17 protein-coding genes, 2 pseudogenes and 1 riboswitch are annotated in these 20,865 nt (G+C 71.5%); of the genes and pseudogenes, 3 read left to right on the top strand and 16 right to left on the bottom strand.

The window, feature by feature from the left end; genetic code table 11:
• Positions 1 to 6 precede the first annotated feature (6 nt).
• From Sfulv_RS03495 to Sfulv_RS03545, 11 genes are all read right to left on the bottom strand, one after another.
• Complete coding sequence (locus Sfulv_RS03495) at positions 7 to 1,110, bottom strand: hemolysin family protein (RefSeq protein ID WP_173311189.1); 1,104 nt, start codon at positions 1,108 to 1,110, stop codon at positions 7 to 9.
• Entirely contained in the window at positions 1,107 to 2,474 is a 1,368-nt protein-coding gene (locus Sfulv_RS03500) for a hemolysin family protein (RefSeq protein ID WP_173311192.1), read from the bottom strand. The genes Sfulv_RS03495 and Sfulv_RS03500 overlap by 4 nt, the downstream gene beginning before the upstream one ends.
• 204 nt (positions 2,475 to 2,678) lie before the next feature.
• Positions 2,679 to 3,155 carry a PH domain-containing protein gene (locus Sfulv_RS03505; RefSeq protein ID WP_173311195.1) on the bottom strand — a complete coding sequence of 159 codons (477 nt, stop codon included), beginning with the start codon at positions 3,153 to 3,155 and terminating at the stop codon, positions 2,679 to 2,681.
• Between the two features lie 38 nt (positions 3,156 to 3,193).
• On the bottom strand, positions 3,194 to 4,042 hold the full coding sequence (gene hisG / locus Sfulv_RS03510) for an ATP phosphoribosyltransferase (protein ID WP_173311198.1): 849 nt from the start codon (positions 4,040 to 4,042) through the stop codon (positions 3,194 to 3,196).
• A gap of 64 nt (positions 4,043 to 4,106) precedes the next feature.
• A complete protein-coding gene (locus tag Sfulv_RS03515; RefSeq protein ID WP_173311201.1) occupies positions 4,107 to 4,379 on the bottom strand; it encodes a phosphoribosyl-ATP diphosphatase in 273 nt (90 codons plus the stop codon).
• A gap of 34 nt (positions 4,380 to 4,413) precedes the next feature.
• Positions 4,414 to 4,899, bottom strand: a complete 486-nt coding sequence (ribH, locus tag Sfulv_RS03520; protein WP_173311204.1) for a 6,7-dimethyl-8-ribityllumazine synthase — start codon at positions 4,897 to 4,899, stop codon at positions 4,414 to 4,416.
• A gap of 27 nt (positions 4,900 to 4,926) precedes the next feature.
• Positions 4,927 to 6,225 carry a bifunctional 3,4-dihydroxy-2-butanone-4-phosphate synthase/GTP cyclohydrolase II gene (locus Sfulv_RS03525; RefSeq protein WP_173311207.1) on the bottom strand — a complete coding sequence of 433 codons (1,299 nt, stop codon included), beginning with the start codon at positions 6,223 to 6,225 and terminating at the stop codon, positions 4,927 to 4,929.
• Complete coding sequence (locus Sfulv_RS03530; RefSeq protein ID WP_173311209.1) at positions 6,222 to 6,866, bottom strand: nicotinamide mononucleotide transporter family protein; 645 nt, start codon at positions 6,864 to 6,866, stop codon at positions 6,222 to 6,224. Before Sfulv_RS03530 ends, Sfulv_RS03525 begins: the two co-directional genes overlap by 4 nt.
• The gene (locus tag Sfulv_RS03535; RefSeq protein WP_173311212.1) at positions 6,863 to 7,474 is read right to left on the bottom strand and encodes a riboflavin synthase; all 612 of its coding nucleotides are present in this window, start codon (positions 7,472 to 7,474) and stop codon (positions 6,863 to 6,865) included. The genes Sfulv_RS03530 and Sfulv_RS03535 overlap by 4 nt, the downstream gene beginning before the upstream one ends.
• The gene (gene ribD, locus Sfulv_RS03540; protein WP_173311215.1) at positions 7,475 to 8,575 is read right to left on the bottom strand and encodes a bifunctional diaminohydroxyphosphoribosylaminopyrimidine deaminase/5-amino-6-(5-phosphoribosylamino)uracil reductase RibD; all 1,101 of its coding nucleotides are present in this window, start codon (positions 8,573 to 8,575) and stop codon (positions 7,475 to 7,477) included.
• A gap of 159 nt (positions 8,576 to 8,734) precedes the next feature.
• Positions 8,735 to 8,865: riboswitch (FMN riboswitch) on the bottom strand.
• A gap of 310 nt (positions 8,866 to 9,175) precedes the next feature.
• On the bottom strand, positions 9,176 to 10,372 hold the full coding sequence (locus Sfulv_RS03545) for an ROK family transcriptional regulator (protein ID WP_173311218.1): 1,197 nt from the start codon (positions 10,370 to 10,372) through the stop codon (positions 9,176 to 9,178).
• Between the two features lie 138 nt (positions 10,373 to 10,510).
• Between Sfulv_RS03545 and Sfulv_RS03550 the strand changes: the two genes are divergently transcribed.
• From Sfulv_RS03550 to Sfulv_RS03560, 3 genes and pseudogenes are all read left to right on the top strand, one after another.
• Positions 10,511 to 11,740 (top strand): MFS transporter, encoded by a 1,230-nt coding sequence (locus Sfulv_RS03550; RefSeq protein WP_173311220.1) that lies wholly within the window; start codon positions 10,511 to 10,513, stop codon positions 11,738 to 11,740.
• Positions 11,741 to 11,865: 125 nt separating this feature from the next.
• Complete coding sequence (locus Sfulv_RS03555) at positions 11,866 to 13,260, top strand: uracil-xanthine permease family protein (RefSeq protein ID WP_173311223.1); 1,395 nt, start codon at positions 11,866 to 11,868, stop codon at positions 13,258 to 13,260.
• An 84-nt stretch (positions 13,261 to 13,344) separates the two neighbouring features.
• Positions 13,345 to 14,024, top strand: a pseudogene (locus tag Sfulv_RS03560) (DUF5995 family protein).
• A 126-nt stretch (positions 14,025 to 14,150) separates the two neighbouring features.
• Here Sfulv_RS03560 and Sfulv_RS03565 read toward each other — a convergent pair.
• From Sfulv_RS03565 to Sfulv_RS03585, 5 genes and pseudogenes are all read right to left on the bottom strand, one after another.
• A complete protein-coding gene (locus tag Sfulv_RS03565) occupies positions 14,151 to 15,842 on the bottom strand; it encodes a flavin monoamine oxidase family protein (protein ID WP_173311226.1) in 1,692 nt (563 codons plus the stop codon).
• Between the two features lie 57 nt (positions 15,843 to 15,899).
• A complete protein-coding gene (locus tag Sfulv_RS03570; protein ID WP_173311229.1) occupies positions 15,900 to 16,697 on the bottom strand; it encodes a carbon-nitrogen hydrolase family protein in 798 nt (265 codons plus the stop codon).
• Positions 16,698 to 16,951: 254 nt separating this feature from the next.
• A pseudogene (locus Sfulv_RS03575) lies at positions 16,952 to 17,409 on the bottom strand (Lrp/AsnC family transcriptional regulator).
• A 110-nt stretch (positions 17,410 to 17,519) separates the two neighbouring features.
• A complete protein-coding gene (locus Sfulv_RS03580; RefSeq protein WP_173311232.1) occupies positions 17,520 to 18,977 on the bottom strand; it encodes an aldehyde dehydrogenase family protein in 1,458 nt (485 codons plus the stop codon).
• Between the two features lie 184 nt (positions 18,978 to 19,161).
• A complete protein-coding gene (locus Sfulv_RS03585; protein ID WP_173311235.1) occupies positions 19,162 to 20,628 on the bottom strand; it encodes a GuaB1 family IMP dehydrogenase-related protein in 1,467 nt (488 codons plus the stop codon).
• Between the last annotated feature and the right edge of the window lie 237 nt (positions 20,629 to 20,865).

Here is a 20,865-nt window from a genome sequence, read left to right on the forward strand (position 1 = left end):
CCCGGGTCAGGGGTGGACGGCCATGGCCTTGGTCTCCCTGTGGTCCTGCGGGACGGGCACCGTGCGGCGGGGTACCGAGAGCCGGTGGGCCGGGTCGCGGACCTCGCCGACCAGCATCTCCAGGACGTCCTCCATGGCGACGAGTCCCAGGACCCGCCCCGAGGCGTCGGCGACCTGTGCCAGGTGGGTCGCCGCCCGGCGCATGACGGTCAGGGCGTCGTCCAGCGGGAGCTCCGCCCGTACGGTCGCCATCGGGCGCCAGACCTGCTGCGGGACGGCACGTTCGTCGTCCTCCAGGTCCAGCACGTCCTTGACGTGCAGGTAGCCCATGAACGGGCCGCCGCCCTCCGCGCGGACCGGGAAGCGCGAATAGCCGGTGCGGACGGTCAGCTCCTCCAGCCGGCGCGGGGTCACCGAGGGGTCGACCGTCACCAGGGACGCCCGGTCGAGGAGTACGTCGGTGACGGGCCTGCTGCCCATCTCCAGCGCGTCCTCCAGGCGCTCCTGCGCCGCCGGTTCCAGCAGCCCGGCCTGACCGGAGTCCTCGACGAGCCGGTTGAGCTGCTCGCTGGTGAAGACCGCCTCGACCTCGTCCCTGGGCTCGACCTTGAAGAGCCGCAGGACCAGGCGCGCGCAGACGCCCAGGGCCGCGGTGACCGGGCGGCAGAGCCGGGCGAAGCCGACGAGCCCGGGGCTGAGCCACAGCGCGGTCTTCTCGGGGGCGGCCATCGCCAGGTTCTTCGGGACCATCTCGCCGATGACGAGATGGAGGAAGACCACGAGGGCCAGGGCCAGCGCGTAGCCGAGGGGGTGGATGAGGCCCTCGGGCACGTGCGCCGCGTGGAAGACCGGCTCCAGCAGGTGGGCGACGGTCGGTTCGGCGACGGCTCCCAGGGTGAGGGAGCACAGGGTGATGCCGAACTGGGCGGCCGCCATCATCCGCGGCAGGTTCTCCAGCCCGTACAGGACCTTCCCGGCCCGGCTGGACCCGCTCGCCGCGAGCGGTTCGACCTGGCTGCGGCGTACGGAGACGAGCGCGAACTCGGCACCGACGAAGAAACCGTTCGCGAGCACGAGCAGCCCCGCGAACACCAACTGGACGAGACTCATCGCACGGCCTCCAGCCGGCTGTGGGCCGATGCGTACCGGTCCGGTTCGGGCGCCTCGGTCAGACGCACGAAGCGGACGCGTTCGGCCCGGTAGTGGCCGACCTGGCGGACGGCGATCCGCCAGCCGGGGAGTTCGGTCCGGTCGCCGGGGGCCGGGATGCGTCCCAGCAGGCCGGCGATCAGCCCCGCGACGGTCTCGTACGGGCCCTCGGGCACGTCGAGGCCGATCCGGCGCAGGGTGAGGACCCGGCAGCTGCCCTCGACGTCCCAGGCGGGGCGCCCGTCCTCGGAGACGGCCGGCACGAACTCCGGCCGGTCGGCGCCGACCGCGTCGTGCTCGTCCCTGACCTCGCCGACGAGTTCCTCGATGATGTCCTCGAGAGTGACGACACCGGCGGTGCCGCCGTACTCGTCCACCACCACGGCGATCGGCTGCTCGTGGCGCAGGCGGTGCAGCAGCTGCTCCACGGGCAGTGTCTCCGGGACCAGGAGCGGCGGTACGGCGATCCGGCCGGCGGGCGTACGCAGCCGGTCCCCCGCGGGGACCGCGAGGGCGTCCTTGAGGTGGACCATGCCGACGACCTCGTCGATGCGTTCGCGGTAGACCGGGAAGCGGGAGAGGCCGGTGGCGCGGGTGAGGTTGAGGACGTCCGCGGCGGTCGCCGAGGACTGGAGGGCGCTGACCTTCACCCGCGGGGTCATGACGTGCTGCGTCGTGAGCCCGGCGAGCGAGAGGGTGCGTACGAAGAGGTCGGCGGTGTCCTGTTCCAGCGCGCCCGCCTCGGCGGAGTGCTGGGCCAGCGAGACCAGCTCGCCCGGTGTCCTGGCGGAGGCCAGCTCGTCGGTGGGCTCGACGCCCATCAGGCGTACCAGCCGGTTGGCGGTGGTGTTCAGGGCGGTGATCACCGGCCGGAAGACCGTGGCGAAGCGGTGCTGGGGGCCGGCGACGAACCGGGCGACCTGGAGCGGCCGCGAGACCGCCCAGTTCTTCGGTACGAGTTCGCCGATCACCATCTGCACCGCGGCGGCCAGCAGCATGCCGATGACGACGCCCGCCCCGGGGACGGCCCCGGCGGGCAGTCCGGTGGCGGTGAGCGGTCCGGCCAGCAGTCGGGCGAGTGCCGGTTCGGCGAGCATGCCGACGACCAGCGAGGTGATCGTGATGCCCAGCTGGGTGCCGGAGAGCTGGAAGGAGAGTTCCCGCAGGGCGGCGACGACGGTGCGGGCCCGGCGGTCGCCTTCGGCGGCGGCGCGTTCGGCGTCCGCCCGTTCCACCGTGACGAGCCCGAACTCGGCCGCCACGAAGAATCCGTTGGCGAGGATGAGAAGGAATGCCGCCGCGAGCAGCAGCAGGGGGGTGGTCATACCGCCGCCTCCGGGAAGAGCGTGGACTCTGGCTCTGGTGGGGCGGCGCAGGTACTACCGGACGATCCGTCCATTGCTGGAGGGAGTCACTCCTTGGGTCGCAGGAAAGCCCCGCCGGCCTCGTGGACCTCTCGTGCGGGGCGGGGCGCACAGGGCGCCTCCGCCCCCAAGAGTAGTCAACAAGGGGCCGTGGGGGCAGAGGGCTCAGCCGTTGCGCGTATCGGCGTCCGCTCCCGTGCCGCGGGACTCGGCGAGTGCGCGGAGCGCGCGGGCGTCGCGGACGGCCTGGGCCTTGGCGATTCCGGGCTGGATGCCGAGGGCGGGCAGGCTGGTGCCGTCGCTGAGGTCGAGGAAGACCCAGGGGTCTCCGACCCGCAGGTTGACGCGGAGGATCTCCTCCCAGGCCAGCCTGCGGGTGCGGGTCAGGTTGACGACCGTGACGCCGGACTGGTCGGCGACGATCCTGGGCCGGCTGAGCAGGGCCAGGACGCCGAAGAAGAGCAGCGCCACGAAGACGAAGCTGGTCCGCTCCGCCGGGCTCAGCTTCTCCAGTGCCAGGGCGACGACGGTGATGACGACGAACATCGCCACGCCGACGCTCAGCAGGACCACCCGGGTGCGGGTGGGCCGGAAGGTGACCGGGAGGGCGGGCGGTTCGGGCCGGGGCGCGGGGGCGGTCATCAGGTCTCGTCTTCCGGTGTGCGGTGGTTCTCCGGCCGTCAGAGGCGGCAGGCGTGGATGGCCGTGGTGAGGATGGCCCGGGCGCCCAGTTCGTACAGGTCGTCCATGATCCGCTGGGCCTCCTTGGCGGCGACCATGGAGCGGACGGCGACCCAGCCCTCGTGGTGCAGCGGGGAGATGGTCGGCGACTCCAGGCCCGGGGTGAGGGCCACGGCGCGCTCCAGGTGCTCGACGCGGCAGTCGTAGTCCATCATCACGTAGCTGCGGGCGACCAGGACGCCCTGGAGGCGGCGGAGGAACTGCTGGACCTTGGGGTCGTCGCCGGGGGCGCCGGTACGGCGGATGACGACGGCTTCCGACTTCATGATCGGCTCGCCGATGACCTCCAGTCCGGCGTTGCGCAGGCTGGTGCCCGTCTCGACGACGTCGGCGATGACCTGGGCGACGCCCAGCTCGACGGCGGTCTCGACCGCGCCGTCGAGGTGGACGACGGAGGCGTTGACGCCGATCTCGGCGAGGTGCTTCTCGACGATGCCCTCGTAGGACGTGGCGATCGTCATGCCGTCGAAGTCCTGCGGGCCCTCGGCCGTGCCGGGCTTCGTGGCGTAACGGAACGTGGAGCGGGCGAAGCCGAGCTGGAGGATCTCCTCGGCGTCGGCGCCGGAGTCCAGCAGCAGGTCCCGGCCGGTGATGCCGATGTCGAGGCGGCCGGAGCTGACGTAGATCGCGATGTCGCGGGGGCGCAGGTAGAAGAACTCGACCTCGTTCTCCGGGTCGACCAGGACGAGTTCCTTCGACTCCTTGCGCTGCTGGTAGCCGGCCTCATGGAGCATCGCCATCGCAGGCCCGGAGAGTGCACCCTTGTTGGGGATGGCGATGCGCAGCATGAGGTCAGGTTTCCTTTGTGCGAAGGGGTGTTCTGCGGGTGTACGGGCCGGAGGGCGCGTCGGCTCAGAGGTGGGCGTAGACGTCGTCGAGGGAGATTCCGCGGGCCACCATCATCACCTGGACGTGGTACAACAGCTGCGAGATCTCCTCCGCCGCGGCCTCTTTGCCCTCGTACTCGGCGGCCATCCAGACTTCGGCGGCCTCCTCGACGACCTTCTTGCCGATGGCATGCACTCCCTTGTCCACCAGTTCGGCGGTACGGGAGGTGGTGGGGTCGCCGTTGGCGGCCTTGAGCTGGAGCTCGGCGAAGAGCTCTTCGAAGGTTTTGTTCGCCATGATGTCCTTAGAATACGGGGTCCTGGGCCCGTACTCAGCGCCAGGGTTCGCTGACGGTGCGCAGCGTCGCGGCGGTCGCCACGGCGGCGGTGACCGCTTCGTGCCCCTTGTCCTCGTTGGACCCGGCGAGGCCGGCGCGGTCGAGTGCCTGCTCCTCGGTGTCACAGGTGAGGACGCCGAAGCCGACGGGGACTCCCGTGTCGACGGTGACCTGGGTGAGGCCAAGGGTGACGCCCTGGGACACGTACTCGAAGTGAGGGGTACCCCCTCGGATGATCACGCCGAGGGCGACGATCGCGTCGTAACCGCGTCCCGCCAGGACCTTGGCCACGACCGGGAGCTCGAAGCTGCCGGGGACGCGGAGCAGCGTCGGCTCGTCGATGCCGAGGTCGTGCAGGGCCCGCAGCGCGCCGTCGACGAGACCGTCCATGACCTTCTCGTGCCACTGGGCCGCGATCACCGCGACCCGCAGGTCACCGCAGTTGCGTACGGACAGTTCGGGTGCGCCCTTGCCGCTCATGTCTCTCTCCTGCTCGTTCCGTGGTCGTTACTGGTTGCCGCAGGTCGACGCGGGGATCGCGTCGAGCCAGGGCAGGTCGTGCCCCATCCGGTCGCGCTTGGTGCGCAGGTACCGCAGGTTGTGTTCGCCCGCCTGGACGGGCATGGGCTCGCGGCCTGTCACCGCCAGACCGTGGCGCAGGACCGCCGCGGTCTTCTCGGGGTTGTTGGTCATCAGCCGGACGCTGTGGACGCCGAGGTCGAGGAGCATCCGGGCACCGGCGGCGTAGTCCCGGGCGTCGGCGGGCAGGCCGAGTTCCAGGTTGGCGTCGAGGGTGTCGACGCCCCGCTCCTGGAGCTCGTACGCGCGGAGCTTGGAGAGCAGGCCGATGCCCCGGCCCTCGTGGCCGCGGAGGTAGACGACGACGCCTCGGCCCTCCTGGGTGATGCGCTCCATGGAGGCGTGCAGCTGGGGGCCGCAGTCGCACCGCTGGGACTGGAAGATGTCGCCGGTCAGGCACTCGGAGTGGATTCTGACCAGGATGTCGTCGCCGTCCCCGAGGTCGCCGTGGACGAGGGCCACGTGCTCGACGCCGTCGATGATCGAGCGGTAGCCGTACGCGGTGAACTCGCCGAAGGTGGTCGGCAGCCGGACCTCCGCCTCGCGGCGGACCGTCGGCTCGGAGCTGCGGCGGTAGGCGATCAGATCCTCGATGGAGATGATCGTGAGCCCGTGCTTGCGGGCGAAGGGGACCAGTTCGGGCAGGCGCAGCATGACGCCGTCCTCGCCCGCGATCTCCACGATGGCGCCCGCGGGCCTCAGCCCGGCGAGGCGGGCCAGGTCGACGGCGGCCTCGGTGTGGCCGTTGCGGGCGAGGACACCGCCGGAGCGGGCGCGGAGCGGGAAGATGTGGCCGGGGCGTACGAAGTCGCCGGGGCCCGCCCGCCCTCCCGCCAGCATGCGCAGGGTGGTGGCGCGGTCGGCGGCGGAGATGCCGGTGCTGACCCCGTGCGCGGCGGACGCGTCGACGGAGACGGTGAAGGCCGTCTTCATGGACTCGGTGTTGTGGCCGACCATCTGCGGCAGTTCGAGCCGTTCCAGCTCGTCGCCCTCCATGGGTGCGCAGATCAGGCCGCGGCACTCGCTCATCATGAAGGCGATGATCTCCGGGGTGGCCTTCTCCGCCGCGATGACGAGGTCGCCCTCGTTCTCGCGGTCCTCGTCGTCGACGACCACGACGGGGCGGCCGGCGGCGATGTCGCGGACGGCCTGCTCGACGGGGTCGAGCGAGAGGTCCAGGGCGAGGGCGCCGTGGTCCGGGTGCGGCCAGGTGGGCTGGGCAGTCATGCCGTGGCTCCTTCCAGAGGAGGTGTCCGCGTACGCAGCCACCAGTCGCGCATGCCCCACAGGACGAGGGCGCCGTAGACGACGTAGATGAGACCGGAGAAGGCGAGCCCGCTGTGGAAGTTCAGCGGTACGCCGACCAGGTCGACGAGCAGCCACGCGAACCAGAACTCGACCAGCCCGCGGGCCTGCGCGAGCATCGCGACGAGCGTGCCCGCGAAGATGTAGGCGTCGGCCCAGGGGCTCCAGGAGAGCGAGGGGAACGCGGTGAAGAGGCCGCCGACCGCGAGTGTGCCGAGTACGGCGCCGCCGATCAGGTAGCCGCGCTCGCGCCAGGTGGCGAAGCGGACGGCGATCGAGCCGTCCTGCGCCCGCTGCCTGCCGCGGGTCCACTGCTGCCATCCCCAGACGGCGACGGCGACGACGATCAGCTGCTTGCCGACGCTGCCCGCCTGCTGCACGGAGACGTTGGCGGCGATGAGGACAAGGCCGGAGAGGAGCTGGGCGGGCCAGGTCCAGACGGAGCGGAGCCAGCCGAGGGTCAGGGCGATCAGGCCGATCGTGTTGCCGATCAGGTCGGACCAGATGATGTGCTGGCCGAAGGCGGTGAACGCCTCCGAGTTCAGCCAGGTGAGGGGGTTCACTTCGCCGGCTCCTGGACGGCGCGGTCGCCGAGCAGGCGCTCGACGTACTTGGCGATGACGTCCACCTCCAGGTTGACCGGGTCGCCGGGCTGCTTGAGACCGAGCGTCGTCAGGGCGAGGGTGGTGGGGATGAGGCTGATGGTGAAGTAGTCGGGTCCGGCCTCGACGACGGTCAGGCTCACGCCGTCGACGGTGACCGACCCCTTCTCCACCACGTACCGGGTCAGCTCCGCCGGGAGGGAGACCGTGACGATCTCCCAGTTCTCCGAGACCTGGCGGGCGACGACGCGGCCCGTGCCGTCGACGTGTCCCTGGACGATGTGCCCGCCGAGCCTGCCGCCGAGTGCCATGGGCCGCTCCAGGTTGACCCGGGAGCCGGCGGCCAGCGCACCGAGGCTCGACCGGTTCAGGGTCTCCGCCATCACGTCGGCGGTGAACTCGTGCTCGCCGACGTCCACGACGGTGAGGCAGACGCCGTTGACGGCGATCGAGTCACCGTGCTTGGCGCCCTCGGTGACGACGGGACCACGCAGGCGGAAGCGGGAGGCGTCCTCCAGCTCCTCGACGGCGGTGACCTCACCCAGTTCTTCGACAATTCCGGTGAACACTCAGTTTCCCTTCCGAGCAGGGGCGGGGACGGCGGTGATGCGGAGATCGGGGCCGATACGGACGGTCTCGGTCACATCGAGGCGCAACGCCCGGGAGATGGTGGAGATTCCGGCGTCGGCGAGGGCCGCGGGGCCCGCGCCGAGGAGGACCGGGGCGAGATAGCCGACGACTTTGTCGACCGTTCCCGCGGCGACGAAGGCACCGGCCAGGACCGGCCCGCCTTCGAGGAGCACGGAGCGGACGCCTCGGGCGTGCAGGGCGCCGAGGAGCGCCTGGATGTCGAGGCCGCGCCCGGTGGCGGACCGGGGAAGCCGGAGCACGCTCCGCGCGGGCAGGTGGTCCGCGCCGGCGTCCCGCGCGACGGCGATCAGGGTGGGCGCGGTGCCGTCCAGGACGCGGGCGCCGGGCCGTACGGCGGTCGCGGTGGTGTCGACGACCACCCTGAGCGGCTGGCGGGCGCCCTCGACGCCGCGTACGCCGAGCTGCGGGTCGTCGGTGCGCGCGGTGCCGGAGCCGACGATCACGGCGTCGGCCTCGGCGCGCAGCCGGTGGACGTCGGCGCGGGCCTCGGGTGAGGTGATCCAGCGGCTGGTGGCGTCGGCCGCCGCGATCCGGCCGTCCAGGGTCGCCGCGTACTTCCACAGGACGTAGGGACGGCCGAGGCGCACGGAGGTGAGCCAGGCGGCGTTGCCCGCCTCGGCCTCCTCGGCGAGGAGCCCTCCCACGGTCTCGACCCCGGCTGCCCGCAGAGTCTGCGCACCGCCTGTGGCCTGCGGGTCCGGGTCCCCGACCGCGTAGACGACCCGGCTCACCCCGGCCTCGACGAGCGCCTGGGCGCAGGGGCCGGTCCGGCCGGTGTGGTTGCAGGGTTCGAGGGTCACGTACGCGGTGCCGCCGCGGGCGCGCCCGCCGGCGGCGCGCAGGGCGTGGATCTCGGCGTGAGGGCCGCCGGCCCGCTGGTGGAAGCCTTCGCCCACCGGTGTTCCGGCGGCGTCGAGGATGACGCACCCGACGACGGGGTTGGGGCTGGTGGAGCCGAGACCGCGGGATGCGAGCGTGATCGCGCGCCGCATGGCGGTGATGTCGGCTGCGGTGTCCACCGGGTCCTCCTGCCTCTTCGGGCACGGACTCCGGGGCCTGTCGATGACGACAGATGAAGCGGAACGCGACAGGGGACGCCGTGACCGAGGACACGGACGCGCCTGTTCCGGGAGATCCCGGAACGCATCCGCCGACGGCGGCGTACCTGTGACGGCCCGCCGCGCACTGCCTCCCATCCGGACTTTCACCGTCGGTCCAGGAATCTCACCTGGTCAACCGGCCGCTGGATGCGGACGGGTCGCGGACTGTAACCGCCGGTTCGGAATTACACCGACCCCGGAGTGCGCTGCTGCTGGTACAGGACCAGTCTGCCACGGCCGCTCGTCGGCCATACGGGCGGGCGACTGTGGGCTGACTCACAGGATCGCGGGGCAGTGGGAACGCACAGTGACAGTCGGGGCGGTTGGTCCAGACCTGTTGACTCACTGGTCTAGTCCTCTTAATCTCCGCACACGGGCACCGGTTCCTCGCCGTGTCAGTACGTCGGGGGCCGCCGTGCCCCGCCCGGACCGCCGTGCGGTGACCGGAACGCCCCCGGTCACCGCACGGCCCTGGGCGCGCCCGGAGGAAGCAGGCGGGCCAGGGCCCGCCTGGCGCTGCTAACCGCCCGGTGCGAACAGCGCGTCCTGGGCGGCCTCGCGGGCCGCCACCAGTGCCCCGCGCAGCACGGCCGCTCCGCCGAGCGCCCCCGTCCTGACTTCCGTGGGCAGCGGCGACAGCGTGGCCAGCCGCTCCTCGACCCGTGCGGCCAGTCCGGCGCCACCCGCGTGACCCACCTCGCCCGACAGGACCACACAGCCCGGGTCGAGCACCGAGACCACGGCGGCGGCGCCGAGCGCGACGCGGTCGGCCAGCGCGTCCAGGAAGGCGTCGCCGTGCGCGGCCCCCGACAGGGCGGCGTGCACCGCGTGCACCGCGGCCGGGTCCTGTTCGCCGCCCCGCTCGCCCCGCGGCGCCACGGCCGGTACGCCGTACCGGGCGGCCAGCTCGCAGACGGCGGCCGAGCCGGCCAGGGAGTGGAACCCGCCGTCGCAGCTGACGGACGAGGGCACCCCCGCCGTCCACGGCACGGGCAGGAAGCCGATCTCACCGGCCCCGCCGGAGGCTCCGCGGCGCAGCTTGCCTTCGAGCATGACGGCGGCGCCGATGCCGTGGCCGAGCCAGAGCAGGACGAAGGTGTCACGGTCGCGGGCCGCGCCGACGCGCTGTTCCGCGACGGCCGCGAGGTTGGTCTCGTTCTCCACGAGCACGGTGGCCGGCAGCCGTTCCTGGAGCGCGGCGACGAGCCCCCGGTGCCAGGCGGGCAGGCCGGTGGTGTCGCGGAGCTCCCCGGTGGCCGGGTCGATCAGCCCGGGAGCCCCGATGCCCACACTGTGCAGCGGAACGGGGCCTGCCTTGTGCGCCGTACGCTCCAGCAGTGCGACGGCCTGCTCGATGGCCCGTCCCGTACCGGTCCCGACGTCGATGGGCACGGTGTCCTCGGCGAGCGTCACCCCGAGGAGGTCCGCGACGACGACCGTGACGCTGTCGGTACGCACGTCCAGGGCCGCGAGGTGCGCGCGGTCGGCGGCGATCCCGTACAGCCGGGCGTTGGGCCCGCGCCGCTCGGCGCCGCTCTCGCCGACCACCCGGATGAGCCCGGCCCCCTGGAGACGCTCGACGAGGTCGGCGACCGTGGGGCGCGAGAGTCCGGTGAGCGCTTTGAGCTGGGTGGCCGTCAGAGGACCGTCCCGCTGGAGCAGTTTTAGGGCGAGCCGGTCGTTGATGGCCCGGGCGGTGCTCGGTGAGGCGGGCATACCGCGATCCTTCCAGATCGTGCCGTGCGAGGCACCGCCTATTTATCAGGCAGGGTTCCTGATATTTTACGCACGGCGTTGTGGAGACGACTGCCGGGACCTCCGGCGGGCCACGATTCCCAGGGAGGGCACGGCGGTATGACGACGGATTCCACCAGTACGGTATTCGGCGAGGAGCAGGTGAGGCACGCCAGGATCGCGGTCTCCGCGGTCTTCATGGTCCACGGGGCGGTGACCGGCAGCTTCGCCACCCGCGTGCCGTGGATTCAGGACCACGCCTCGGTGAGCGCGGGACAGCTCGGCCTCGCGCTCGCCTTCCCCGCCATCGGCGCCTCGCTCGCCATGCCCCTCGCGGGCCGCATAAGCCACCGCCTCGGCGCCAGGACCGCGCTGCGCGGACTGCTGTTGCTCTGGACGCTGGCACTGATCCTGCCGGCCCTGGCCCCGAACCTCGTGACGCTCTGCGCGGCGCTCTTCGTCTACGGGGCGACGGCCGGGATGTCGGACGTGGCGATGAACGCGCTCGGGGTCGAGGTGGAGAACCGGCTCGACAAGTCGATCATGTCCGGGCTGCACGGGATGTGGAGCGTCGGCGCCCTGATCGGTTCGGCCGCGGGCACGGTCGCCGCCCACCTCGGCACCGACGCCCGGCTGCACCACACCATCGCCGCCCTCACGCTCACGGCACTCGGGCTGATCGCCTGCCAGAGGGTGCTGGACCTGCGCCGCGAGGCGGACGAGGAGCCGCCTCCGCGCTTCACCCTGCCGCCCAGGTCGGCGCTGATCATCGGCGCCGTGGGCTTCTGCGCGGTCTTCGCCGAGGGAGCCAGCCTCGACTGGTCGGCGGTCTACCTCAGGGACATCATGGGCAGCTCCGCCGGGCTGGCCGCCGCGTCCACGACGGCGTTCGCGCTGACGATGGCCGTGGCCAGGATCGCCGGCGACAAGGTCGTGGACCGTTTCGGCGCGGTCAGGACGGTCCGGGTGGGCGGCGGGCTCGCGACGGCCGGCGGACTGCTCGTGGTCCTGGCCCCGAACGCCGCGGTGGCCCTGTGCGGCTTCGGACTGCTCGGCCTCGGGGTCGCCGTCGTCGTCCCCCTGGCGTTCGCCGCCGCGGGGCGCAGCGGCCCCAACCCCAGTCAGGCGATCGCGGGGGTCGCCACCATCACGTACACCTCCGGGCTCATCGCGCCCTCCATGATCGGTTCGCTGGCGGAGGCGACCTCGCTGATCGTCTCGTTCGGCCTGGTGACGGTACTGGCCTTCGGCCTGGTGCTGGGCGCGGGGGTGCTGCGCGGGGCCGACCGCGTGTCCCCGGGCGGCGCGGGCCCGGACGCCTCTCCCGCGAAGGCCGGACCCGGCACCTGACCGGCCGGGGCGCCGGGCGGGTGAGGCGGCCCGCGGCCGTAACATGACGCTGATCATTTCGGCGGGAGAACACTCCGCACGGACATGCGCGGTGAACACTCCGCACGGACACACAGGGAGCGACCATGGGCGGCCTCGGCGTGCGCTGGACCTTGCACGGCGACGGGAAGACCCCGGCGCCCGGGGCCGTGGTGCGCCCCGACGAGCGGCTGTCCTGGCCGCGTACGTTCGGGCTGGGCGCCCAGCACGTGGTGGCCATGTTCGGGGCCTCCTTCGTCGCGCCGGTGCTGATGGGCCTGGACCCGAACCTCGCGATCATGATGTCCGGTGTCGCGACGGTGATCTTCCTGCTGGCGACGAAGGGGCGGGTGCCCAGCTATCTCGGCTGTTCGCTCTCCTTCGTCGGCGTGGCCGCGACGATCCGCGCGAGTGGGGGCGACAGTGCGACCGTCACGGGCGCGGTCCTCGTGGTGGGCGCGGTGCTGTTCCTGGCGGGGCTCGTGGTGCAGCGGTTCGGCGCGCGGATCATCCACGCGGCGATGCCGCCCGTGGTGACCGGCGCGGTCGTCATGCTGATCGGTTTCAACCTGGCGCCCGTGACGGCGTCGACGTACTGGCCCCAGGACCAGTGGACGGCGCTGCTGGTGATGCTGTTCACCGGACTGGCCGTGGTCTGCCTGCGCGGTTTCTTCTCCCGGATCGCGATCTTCCTCGGCCTGGTCTTCGGCTACGTGCTGTCCTGGGTGCTCGACCGGGTCTTCGGGAAGATCCACTCCCCGGCGGGCGGAGCCGAGTCCGTCGACCACTGGCGGCTCGACCTCTCCGCCGTCGCGCACGCCGACTGGGTCGGGCTCCCCTCCTTCCACGCGCCCAGCTTCGAGTGGTCGGCGATCCTGGTGGCCCTGCCCGTCGTGATCGCGCTGGTCGCGGAGAACGCCGGGCATGTGAAGGCGGTCGGCGAGATGACCGGTGACTCGCTCGACGACAAGCTGGGCACCGCCATCGCCGCCGACGGCGCCGCCTCCATGCTCTCCACCGCGGTGGGCGGCCCGCCGAACACCACGTACTCCGAGAACATCGGTGTGATGGCCGCGACCCGGGTCTACTCCACCGCCGCCTACTGGGCCGCCGCCTGTTTCGCCCTGCTCTTCGGACTCTGCCCCAAGTTCGGCGCGGTCGTCGCCGCGATCCCCGGTGGAGTGCTCGGCGGCATCACCGTCATCCTGTACGGGATGATCGGCCTGCTCGGCGCGCAGATCTGGACGAACGCCAGGGTCGACCTCCGCAACCCGCTCAACCTCGTGCCGGCCGCCGCGGGCATCATCATCGGCGTCGGCGGGGTCAGCCTGAAGATCACCGACGACTTCGAGCTGAGCGGTATCGCGCTCGGCACCGTTGTCGTGATCACCGGTTACCACGCCCTGCGCGCCTTCGCACCGGCCCACCTGAGGTCTCAGGAACCCCTGCTGGACTCGGGCACCTCGACGTACGACCAGGAGAAGCCCGCCGCCGAGGGCTGAGGCGAACGGGCGGAACTTCGCCCGTTCCGATGAACGCACGGCCTGCCGGCACCGCGGCCGGCCGGGGACTGGGACGCTGCCCGCATGGCGCAGTCCGAGCAGTACGCAGACCTCGCGGGACCCGGCACCGCGACCCTTGACGTCCCCGCGGTGATCGGGCGGCTGCGGGCCTTCCGCTCCGGCTGGCCGCCGCACGACGGAGTGGCGGTCTTCCACGACGCCTACCTGACGGTGTCGGAGAAGGCCGGCCGGCGCACCCCGGAGACGCTGGACGCCCTGCTCGCCGGGCGCTATCTGGCGGCGGTGGACACGGCTGCCGCGGGTCTGCGCCCGGCCGCCTGCTGGCGTCCGCTGTTCCGGTACCGGCGCCATCCCGGCGTACGGCCGGCGCAGTTCGCGCTCGCGGGGATCAACGCGCACGTCGGTAACGACCTCGCGCTCGCCGTGGTGGACGCCTGCCACGCGCTCGGGTGCGCCCCGCCCGATCTGGAGGACGCGTTCGAGCGGGCCGGGGATCTCCTGGCGATGGTGCGGGAGCGTGTCCTGGAGGAGCTGGAGGCGGGGCCAGGTCTGCCGGAGGTCACTGACCCGCTCACGCATCTGCTGGAGTCGTGGAGCCTGGAACGGGCCCGTGAGGCCGCCTGGTCGGCGGCGGGGGTGCTGTGGGAGCTGCGCGGCGCCCCCGGCTGGCCGGGGAGTTCAGGGAGCGGATGGACGCGGGCACGGGGCTGGTGGGGCGCTGTCTGCTCACGCCGTGCCGCTGACGCTGCCCGGTCCGCGCCGATCCGGCAAGGAACCCGCCGCCGAGGCGGGCCGGGGAGATGAGCCGGGCACGCCGCTGACGCCCCATCAGCAGCGGCACGCCCGGCCTCCCCCTTCGGCCGCCGCTCTCAGTTCTCCGGAAGCTCCACCGGACTGATCTCGTCGAAGACGTCGCCGGGGCCGGGGTTCGTCGCGTCCGTGGCACCGCCGAACTGGGTCATCACACCCCACACGGCGTTGAGCGCGGTCTGCACGGCGCCCTCGGCCCATCCGGCCGTCCAGGAGATGTCGTCGCCCGCGAGGAAGACGCCCCGCTTGTCGGCGGGCAGCCTGTCCTGCATGAAGTGGGTGAACAGCCGCCGCTGGTAGCGGTAGTGGCCCGGCAGGTTCGCCTTGAACGCCCCCATGAAGTAGGGCTCGTTCTCCCAGGAGACGGTGACCGGGTTGCCGATGACGTGCTTGCGGATGTCCACGTTCGGATAGATCTCGCCCAGGGACTTCAGCATCACGTCCATGCGCTCGCTCGGGGAGAGCGGCAGCCACTTCAGGCTGTCGTCGCACCAGGTGTACGAGAGGCAGATGACGGCCGGCTTGTCCGGGCCCTCGTCGAGGAGGTACGTGCCCCGGGTCATCCGGTCGGTCAGGGTCATCGACATGGTGTCGCGGCCGGTGACCTCGTCCTTGTCCAGCCAGAACGGCCGGTCCACCGGCACGAACAGCTTGGACGACTCCATGTAGTGGGTACGCTCCATCGCCGTCCAGTGGTCGATCGGGAAGAGCGCGTCGTCGCAGGCGATCTTGGAGAGCAGCAGCCAGGACTGCGCGGTGAAGACGGCCGCACGGTACGTACGGATGTCACCGCTCGCGTCGGTGACGGTGATCCTGTTGCCCGCGGTGCGGTTCAGCCGGGTCACGGCCGGACGTGGTTCGCCGTCGTGCAGGGAGGCGAGTGACGTGCCCAGGGGCCAGTGGACGATCTTCTGCGGTTCGCGGTCCCACAGGCGCAGCGGCAGCTGCTGGCTGCCGCCCACGATCCCGCGGTGGTGGTCGTCCGCCTCGCTGTAGACGACGCGCAGGATCTCCAGGATGGAGTTGGGGAAGTCGGTGTCCCAGCCGCCGGTGCCGAAGCCGACCTGTCCGAAGATCTCGCGGTGCCGGAAGGACTTGAACGCCTCGGACTCGCAGAGGAAGCCGTAGAAGGTCTGGTCGTCGAACTTCTCGACGAGCTTCGCCCAGATCTCCCGGATACGCGGGACGTCGCGCTCGCGCATCGCGCGGTTCATGTCGGAGAAGTCCGCGCCCTCCTCCAGGCAGGTGTTCCAGGCGTCCATGACGTCGCGGTAGACCTGCGGCAGGTCGGCGATGGTCTCCGCGTAGTGCGACTCGCCCTTGAGATCGACGACGGTCGAGGGGGTGGCCGGGGACAGCGGGTTGGGGAACGGCCTGGTCTCCAGGCCCACCAGGTCGATGTAGTGCTGGAGGGCCGTGGAGGACGGCGGGAAGCGCATCGCGCCCATCTCGGCCGTCAGTTCGGGGTCACAGCCCTCGAAGCCGACGGTACGCAGCCGGCCACCGATCTGGTCGGCCTCGTAGACGACGGGCCTGAGCCCCATCTTCATCAGTTCGTAGGCGGTGATGATGCCGGAGAGCCCGCCGCCGATGACGGCGACCTCGGCGCCGTGCTCGGTGGCCGGGACCTGCCCGATGCCCGCCGGGTGGGCGAGGAAGTCGTCGTACGCGTAGGGGAAGTCCGGCCCGAACATGGTGATCGGCGGTTGCGCGTCGGTGTGCTGGACGGCGTTGGGCACCGTGGACGTCATGGGGTGGGGACTCCTTGCGCGGAACAGTGGAACGGGGTGTGACGAGGGAGGTCCGGCTCAGGCGAGGGAGCCGTAGAGGCCGGGGCGGCGGTCGCGCAGATACGGGTTGGCGGCGCGCGAGGCGGTCAGCGCCTCGGGATCGACCTCGCCGATGACGAGCTCCTCGCCGCGGCCGGCCCGGACCCGCACCACACCGTCCGGCCCGGCCAGACAGCTCAGGCCGATGAACTCGAACTCGCCTTCCTGTCCAGCCCTGTTGACGTACGCCACGTACATCTGGCTCTCGAAGGCACGCACCGGCACGACGGATTCGGCGACGAACTGGAAGGGGTGCATCTGCGCGGTCGGCACCAGCAGCAGATCCGTGCCCGCGAGCGCGTGCGCCCGGACGTTCTCCGGGAACTCGACGTCGTAGCAGACCAGCAGGCCGACGCGTACGCCACCGAGCTCCGCCTGCACCACAGGCTGCTCGCCGGGGGTGAACCACTCCTGCTCGTAGCAGCCGAAGAGGTGGGTCTTGCGGTAGTTGGCAAGGGCGGCCCCGTCGGGACCGATGAGCTGCGCCGCGTTGAAGATCCGCTCCCCCGCGCGCTCCGGGTAGCCGTAGAGCACCGCGAGCCCGTGCCGTACGGCGATCCCGGCGACGGCCTGCGCGCCCGGCCCGTCCGGGGCCTGGGCCAGCCGGGGGACGGCGTCGCCGATGGCGTAGCCGGTCAGGAACATCTCCGGGCAGACGAGCAGCTGCGCCCCGGCCCCGGCGACACGCCCGGCGGCCTCGTCGAGGATCCTGAGGTTCTCCTCCACGGCACCGGGACGACCGGAACTCTGGAGCAGGGCGGTGCGCAACGACGGCATGGCTGACCTCGGGGGCGGTGCGAGCGGGGTGGGGAGACGTATCGACGGTACGGCCCGCCGATCCCCCCGGACAAGGCGCGACCATTGCGCCCCCGCGACGATCCATTGCGCCCTTCGGCTCCAGGACGGCGATTCGTTGCGCGGAACGTCTTCGCAGGTCAGAAGGGTGATGTGGGTCTCACCGACAGAGGTACGCCGAGGTCCGGGCCGGTCCGGTGACCGAGGAGGGGACACCCGCCGCAGTGACCCGCGCGCTACGCCGGCGGCGACCCCGCCGCATACCGCCGCAGCAACGGCGACAGCACGAGCACGGACTTCGTCCGCTCCACGTACGGCTCCCCGCGATCCGCTCCAGCACCTGCTCGAAGTGGCGCATGTCCGCGGCGAACACCTGCACGACCGCGTCCGCCTCGCCCGTGACCGTCGAGGCGGACGCCACCTCCGGATACGCCGCGAGTCCTCGTCTGATCGCCTCCGGAGAGGTGTTGCGGCTGCAGTAGATCTCGATGAACCCCTCGGTCTCCCAGCCCAGCGCCGCCGGGTCCACCCGAACAGTGAACCCTGTGATCGCGCCCTCGGCGCGCAGCCGGTCGACACGCCGTTTCACGGCGGGGGCGGACAGCCCGACCAGCGCGCCGATGTCGGCGTAGGAGCGCCGGGCGTCTTCGGCGAGGGCGTGGACGATACGTTCGTCGAGGTCGTTCAGGCGCACTTCGGGCGGTTCACTTCTCTGCGGTCCGGTTCGGGAGGCGACGGCGGCGCCGCCGCCCCCGAAGTAGACCACGCGCGCCCACCCGCGGCGCGCTCACCGCCGCCGGCCGGTCAGAACGGGAACTGCGAGCGCCCGTGCTGCACCGAGATCCACTTCTGCGTGGTGAACGCCTCGATCATCGACTCGCCGTTCAGCCTGCCGAGACCCGACGCCTTCTCGCCGCCGAACGGGACGAGGGGCTCGTCGTGGACCGTGCCGTCGTTGATGTGGACCATGCCGGTGTGCATGCGCTGACCCACCCGCACCCCGCGCTCGATGTTGCCGGTGTGCACGGCGCCGCTCAGCCCGTACGGGGTGTCGTTGGCGATGCGTACCGCCTCGTCCTCGCCGTCGAACGGGACCAGCAGCGCGACGGGACCGAAGATCTCCTGGTGCAGGACGGGTGAGTCGCCGGCGAGGCCGGTGAGCACGGACGGGCTCACCACGTTGCCCTCGGCCCGGCCGTGCAGCAGCGCCGTGGCGCCGGCCGCGACGGTCTGGTCCACCAGCTTGGACACCGCTTCGGCCTGCGTGGAGTTGATCAGCGGGCCGATCTGGGTGGCCGGGTCGGCCGGGTCGCCGACCCGCAGCGAGGCCACCTTGGCGACGAACTTCTCGGTGAACTCCTTCTCCACCGCCCGGTCGACCAGAATCCGGTTGGCCGCCATGCAGACCTGGCCCTGGTGGATGTACCGGCTGAAGACGGCCGCGTCCACGGCGTAGTCCACATCGGCGTCGTCGAGCACGATGAGCGCGCTGTTGCCGCCCAGTTCGAGTACGACGCGCTTCAGGTTCGCCGCGCAGACGGTCGCGACGTGCCGGCCCACCTTGTCCGAGCCGGTGAAGGAGATGACCTGCGGGACCGGGTGCTCCAGCAGCGTGTCACCGATCTCGGCGATGTCGGTGATCACGACGTTCAGGAGGCCGGCGGGCAGCCCCGCGTCCTCGAACACCTTCGCCAGCAGGGTGCCGCCGCAGATCGGGGTGTTCTGGTGCGGCTTGAGCACCACGGCGTTGCCGAGGGCCAGCGCGGGCGCCACCGACTTGAGCGACAGCAGGAAGGGGAAGTTGAAGGGGCTGATGACACCCACGACGCCGACGGGAACCCGGTAGACCCGGTTCTCCTTGCCCTCGGTCGGTGAGGGGAGTATCTGCCCGGCGGGCCGGAGCGCGAGCTGGATCGACTCGCGGAGGAACTCCTTGGCCAGGTGGATCTCGAAGGCGGCCTTCAGCCGCGTGCCGCCCAGCTCGGCGACGATCGCCTCGCTGATCTCCGGCTCGCGCTCCTCGACGATCCGCAGCGCCTTCTCCAGCACACCCCGCCGGGAGTACGGGTTGGTGTCCGCCCACGCCTGCTGGGCCCGTTCGGCCGCACGGTATGCCTGGTCCACCTCTTCGGCGGTGGCGACCGGGATCGAGGCGAGCTTCTCCCCGCCGTACGGGTTGAAGTCGATGATGTCCCACGACCCCTTCCCCGGCCTCCACTCGCCGTCGATGTACTGATGGGCCAGGTCAGTGAAGAAGGACATGAGATCCCTTACCGCAGAGGGGCGGGCAGCTGATTGCGGCTCATGTTACTTAATTGTCAACTGAGTTGAGGAGGGCGCGGAGACGCCCCGAGGAGGGCGCCCGGCACCCGGTGCGGCCCGTGCGAAAGCCCCTCCCGGCGTCGGTCGCCGGAAGGGGCTCAGCGGTTGCCGCGGAGGGCCGGGATCAGCTCCAGCTGGCGTGCAGCGGCTTGCCCTCGGCGTATCCGGCGGCGCTCTGCACCCCGACGACCGCCTTCTGTGCGAACTCCTCCAGGGAGGCCGCGCCCGCGTAGGTGCAGGAGGAGCGGACACCGGCGATGATCGAGTCGATCAGGTCCTCGACGCCGGGCCGGGTCGGGTCCAGGAACATCCGTGAGGTGGAGATGCCCTCCTCGAAGAGCGCCTTGCGCGCCCGGTCGTACGCGGACTCCTCCGAGGTGCGGTTCTTCACGGCGCGCGCCGACGCCATGCCGAAGGACTCCTTGTAGTAGCGCCCGTCGGCGGACTGCTGGAGGTCGCCCGGCGACTCGTACGTACCGGCGAACCAGGAGCCGATCATGACGTTGGACGCGCCAGCGGCGAGTGCCATCGCGACGTCGCGCGGGTGGCGGACACCGCCGTCGGCCCAGACGTGCTTGCCGTACTTCTTCGCCTCGGCCGCGCACTCCAGGACGGCGGAGAACTGGGGCCTGCCCACTCCGGTCATCATCCGGGTGGTGCACATGGCGCCGGGACCGACACCGACCTTGATGATGTCGGCGCCGGCCTCGATCAGATCGCGCACGCCTTCGGCGGCCACGATGTTGCCCGCGACGATCGGCACCTGGGGGTCGAGCGCCCGGACGGCCCGGACCGCGGCGATCATGGACTCCTGGTGGCCGTGGGCGGTGTCCACGACGAGCGTGTCCGCGCCCGCGTCGAGCAGCTGCTTGGCCTTGCTCGCCACGTCGCCGTTGATCCCGACCGCGGCGGCGACGCGCAGCCTGCCCGCCGCGTCGGTCGCGGGGGTGTAGAGCGTCGCGCGCAGTGCGGCCTTACGGGTGAGGATGCCGGCGAGCCTGCCGTCCGCGTCCACCGCGGGGGCGAGCTTGCGGTTGGCGCCGTCGAGCTTGTTGAAGGCGTCGCGCGGGTCGATGTCCGCGTCGAGCAGGACCAGGTCCCTCGACATGACCTCGGTGAGCTGCGTGAAGCGGTCGACGCCGGTCAGGTCGTGCTCGGTGACGACGCCGACGGGGCGGTAGTCGTCGTCGATGACGACGCCCGCGCCGTGGGCGCGCTTGTGGAGCAGGGAGAGGGCGTCCGCGACGGTCTGCCCGGGGGCCAGCACGATCGGGGTGTCCAGCACCAGGTGGCGGGTCTTGACCCAGCTGATGACCTCGGTCACGACCTCGATCGGGATGTCCTGGGGGATGACGACGAGACCGCCGCGGCGTGCGATGGTCTCGGCCATCCGGCGGCCCGCGATCGCGGTCATGTTGGCGACGACGAGCGGGATCGTGGTGCCCGTGCCATCGGGCGAGGAGAGATCCACGCCCTGGCGGGACCCGACGGCGGAGCGCCCGGGAACCATGAAGACATCGTCGTAGGTGAGGTCGTACGGGACCGAGGGGGACTCTGTGTAGCGACCGGTGCCCGGCTCAAGAAAACGCATAACACTCATTTTTTCATACGAAACGGTGCAGGTCGTCTCCACGAAGACACAGCAAAAGCCCCCCGTTCTCGTCTGTTCCTCCGAGGAGGAGGTCGGGAGGGCCGGGCAAGTGGAACCTGCCTTACCCGCAGACCCTACCCGAACGACATTCGAACCATTCCCGATCACCATCGCTGGACCCGGTGACAAGGGGTCAGGTAGCTTCAAATCCGCAGGTCTCAGAGGTACCGCAGCGCC

The organism is Streptomyces fulvorobeus, assembly GCF_013167895.1.
Classification (GTDB): Bacteria; Actinomycetota; Actinomycetes; order Streptomycetales; family Streptomycetaceae; genus Streptomyces; species Streptomyces fulvorobeus.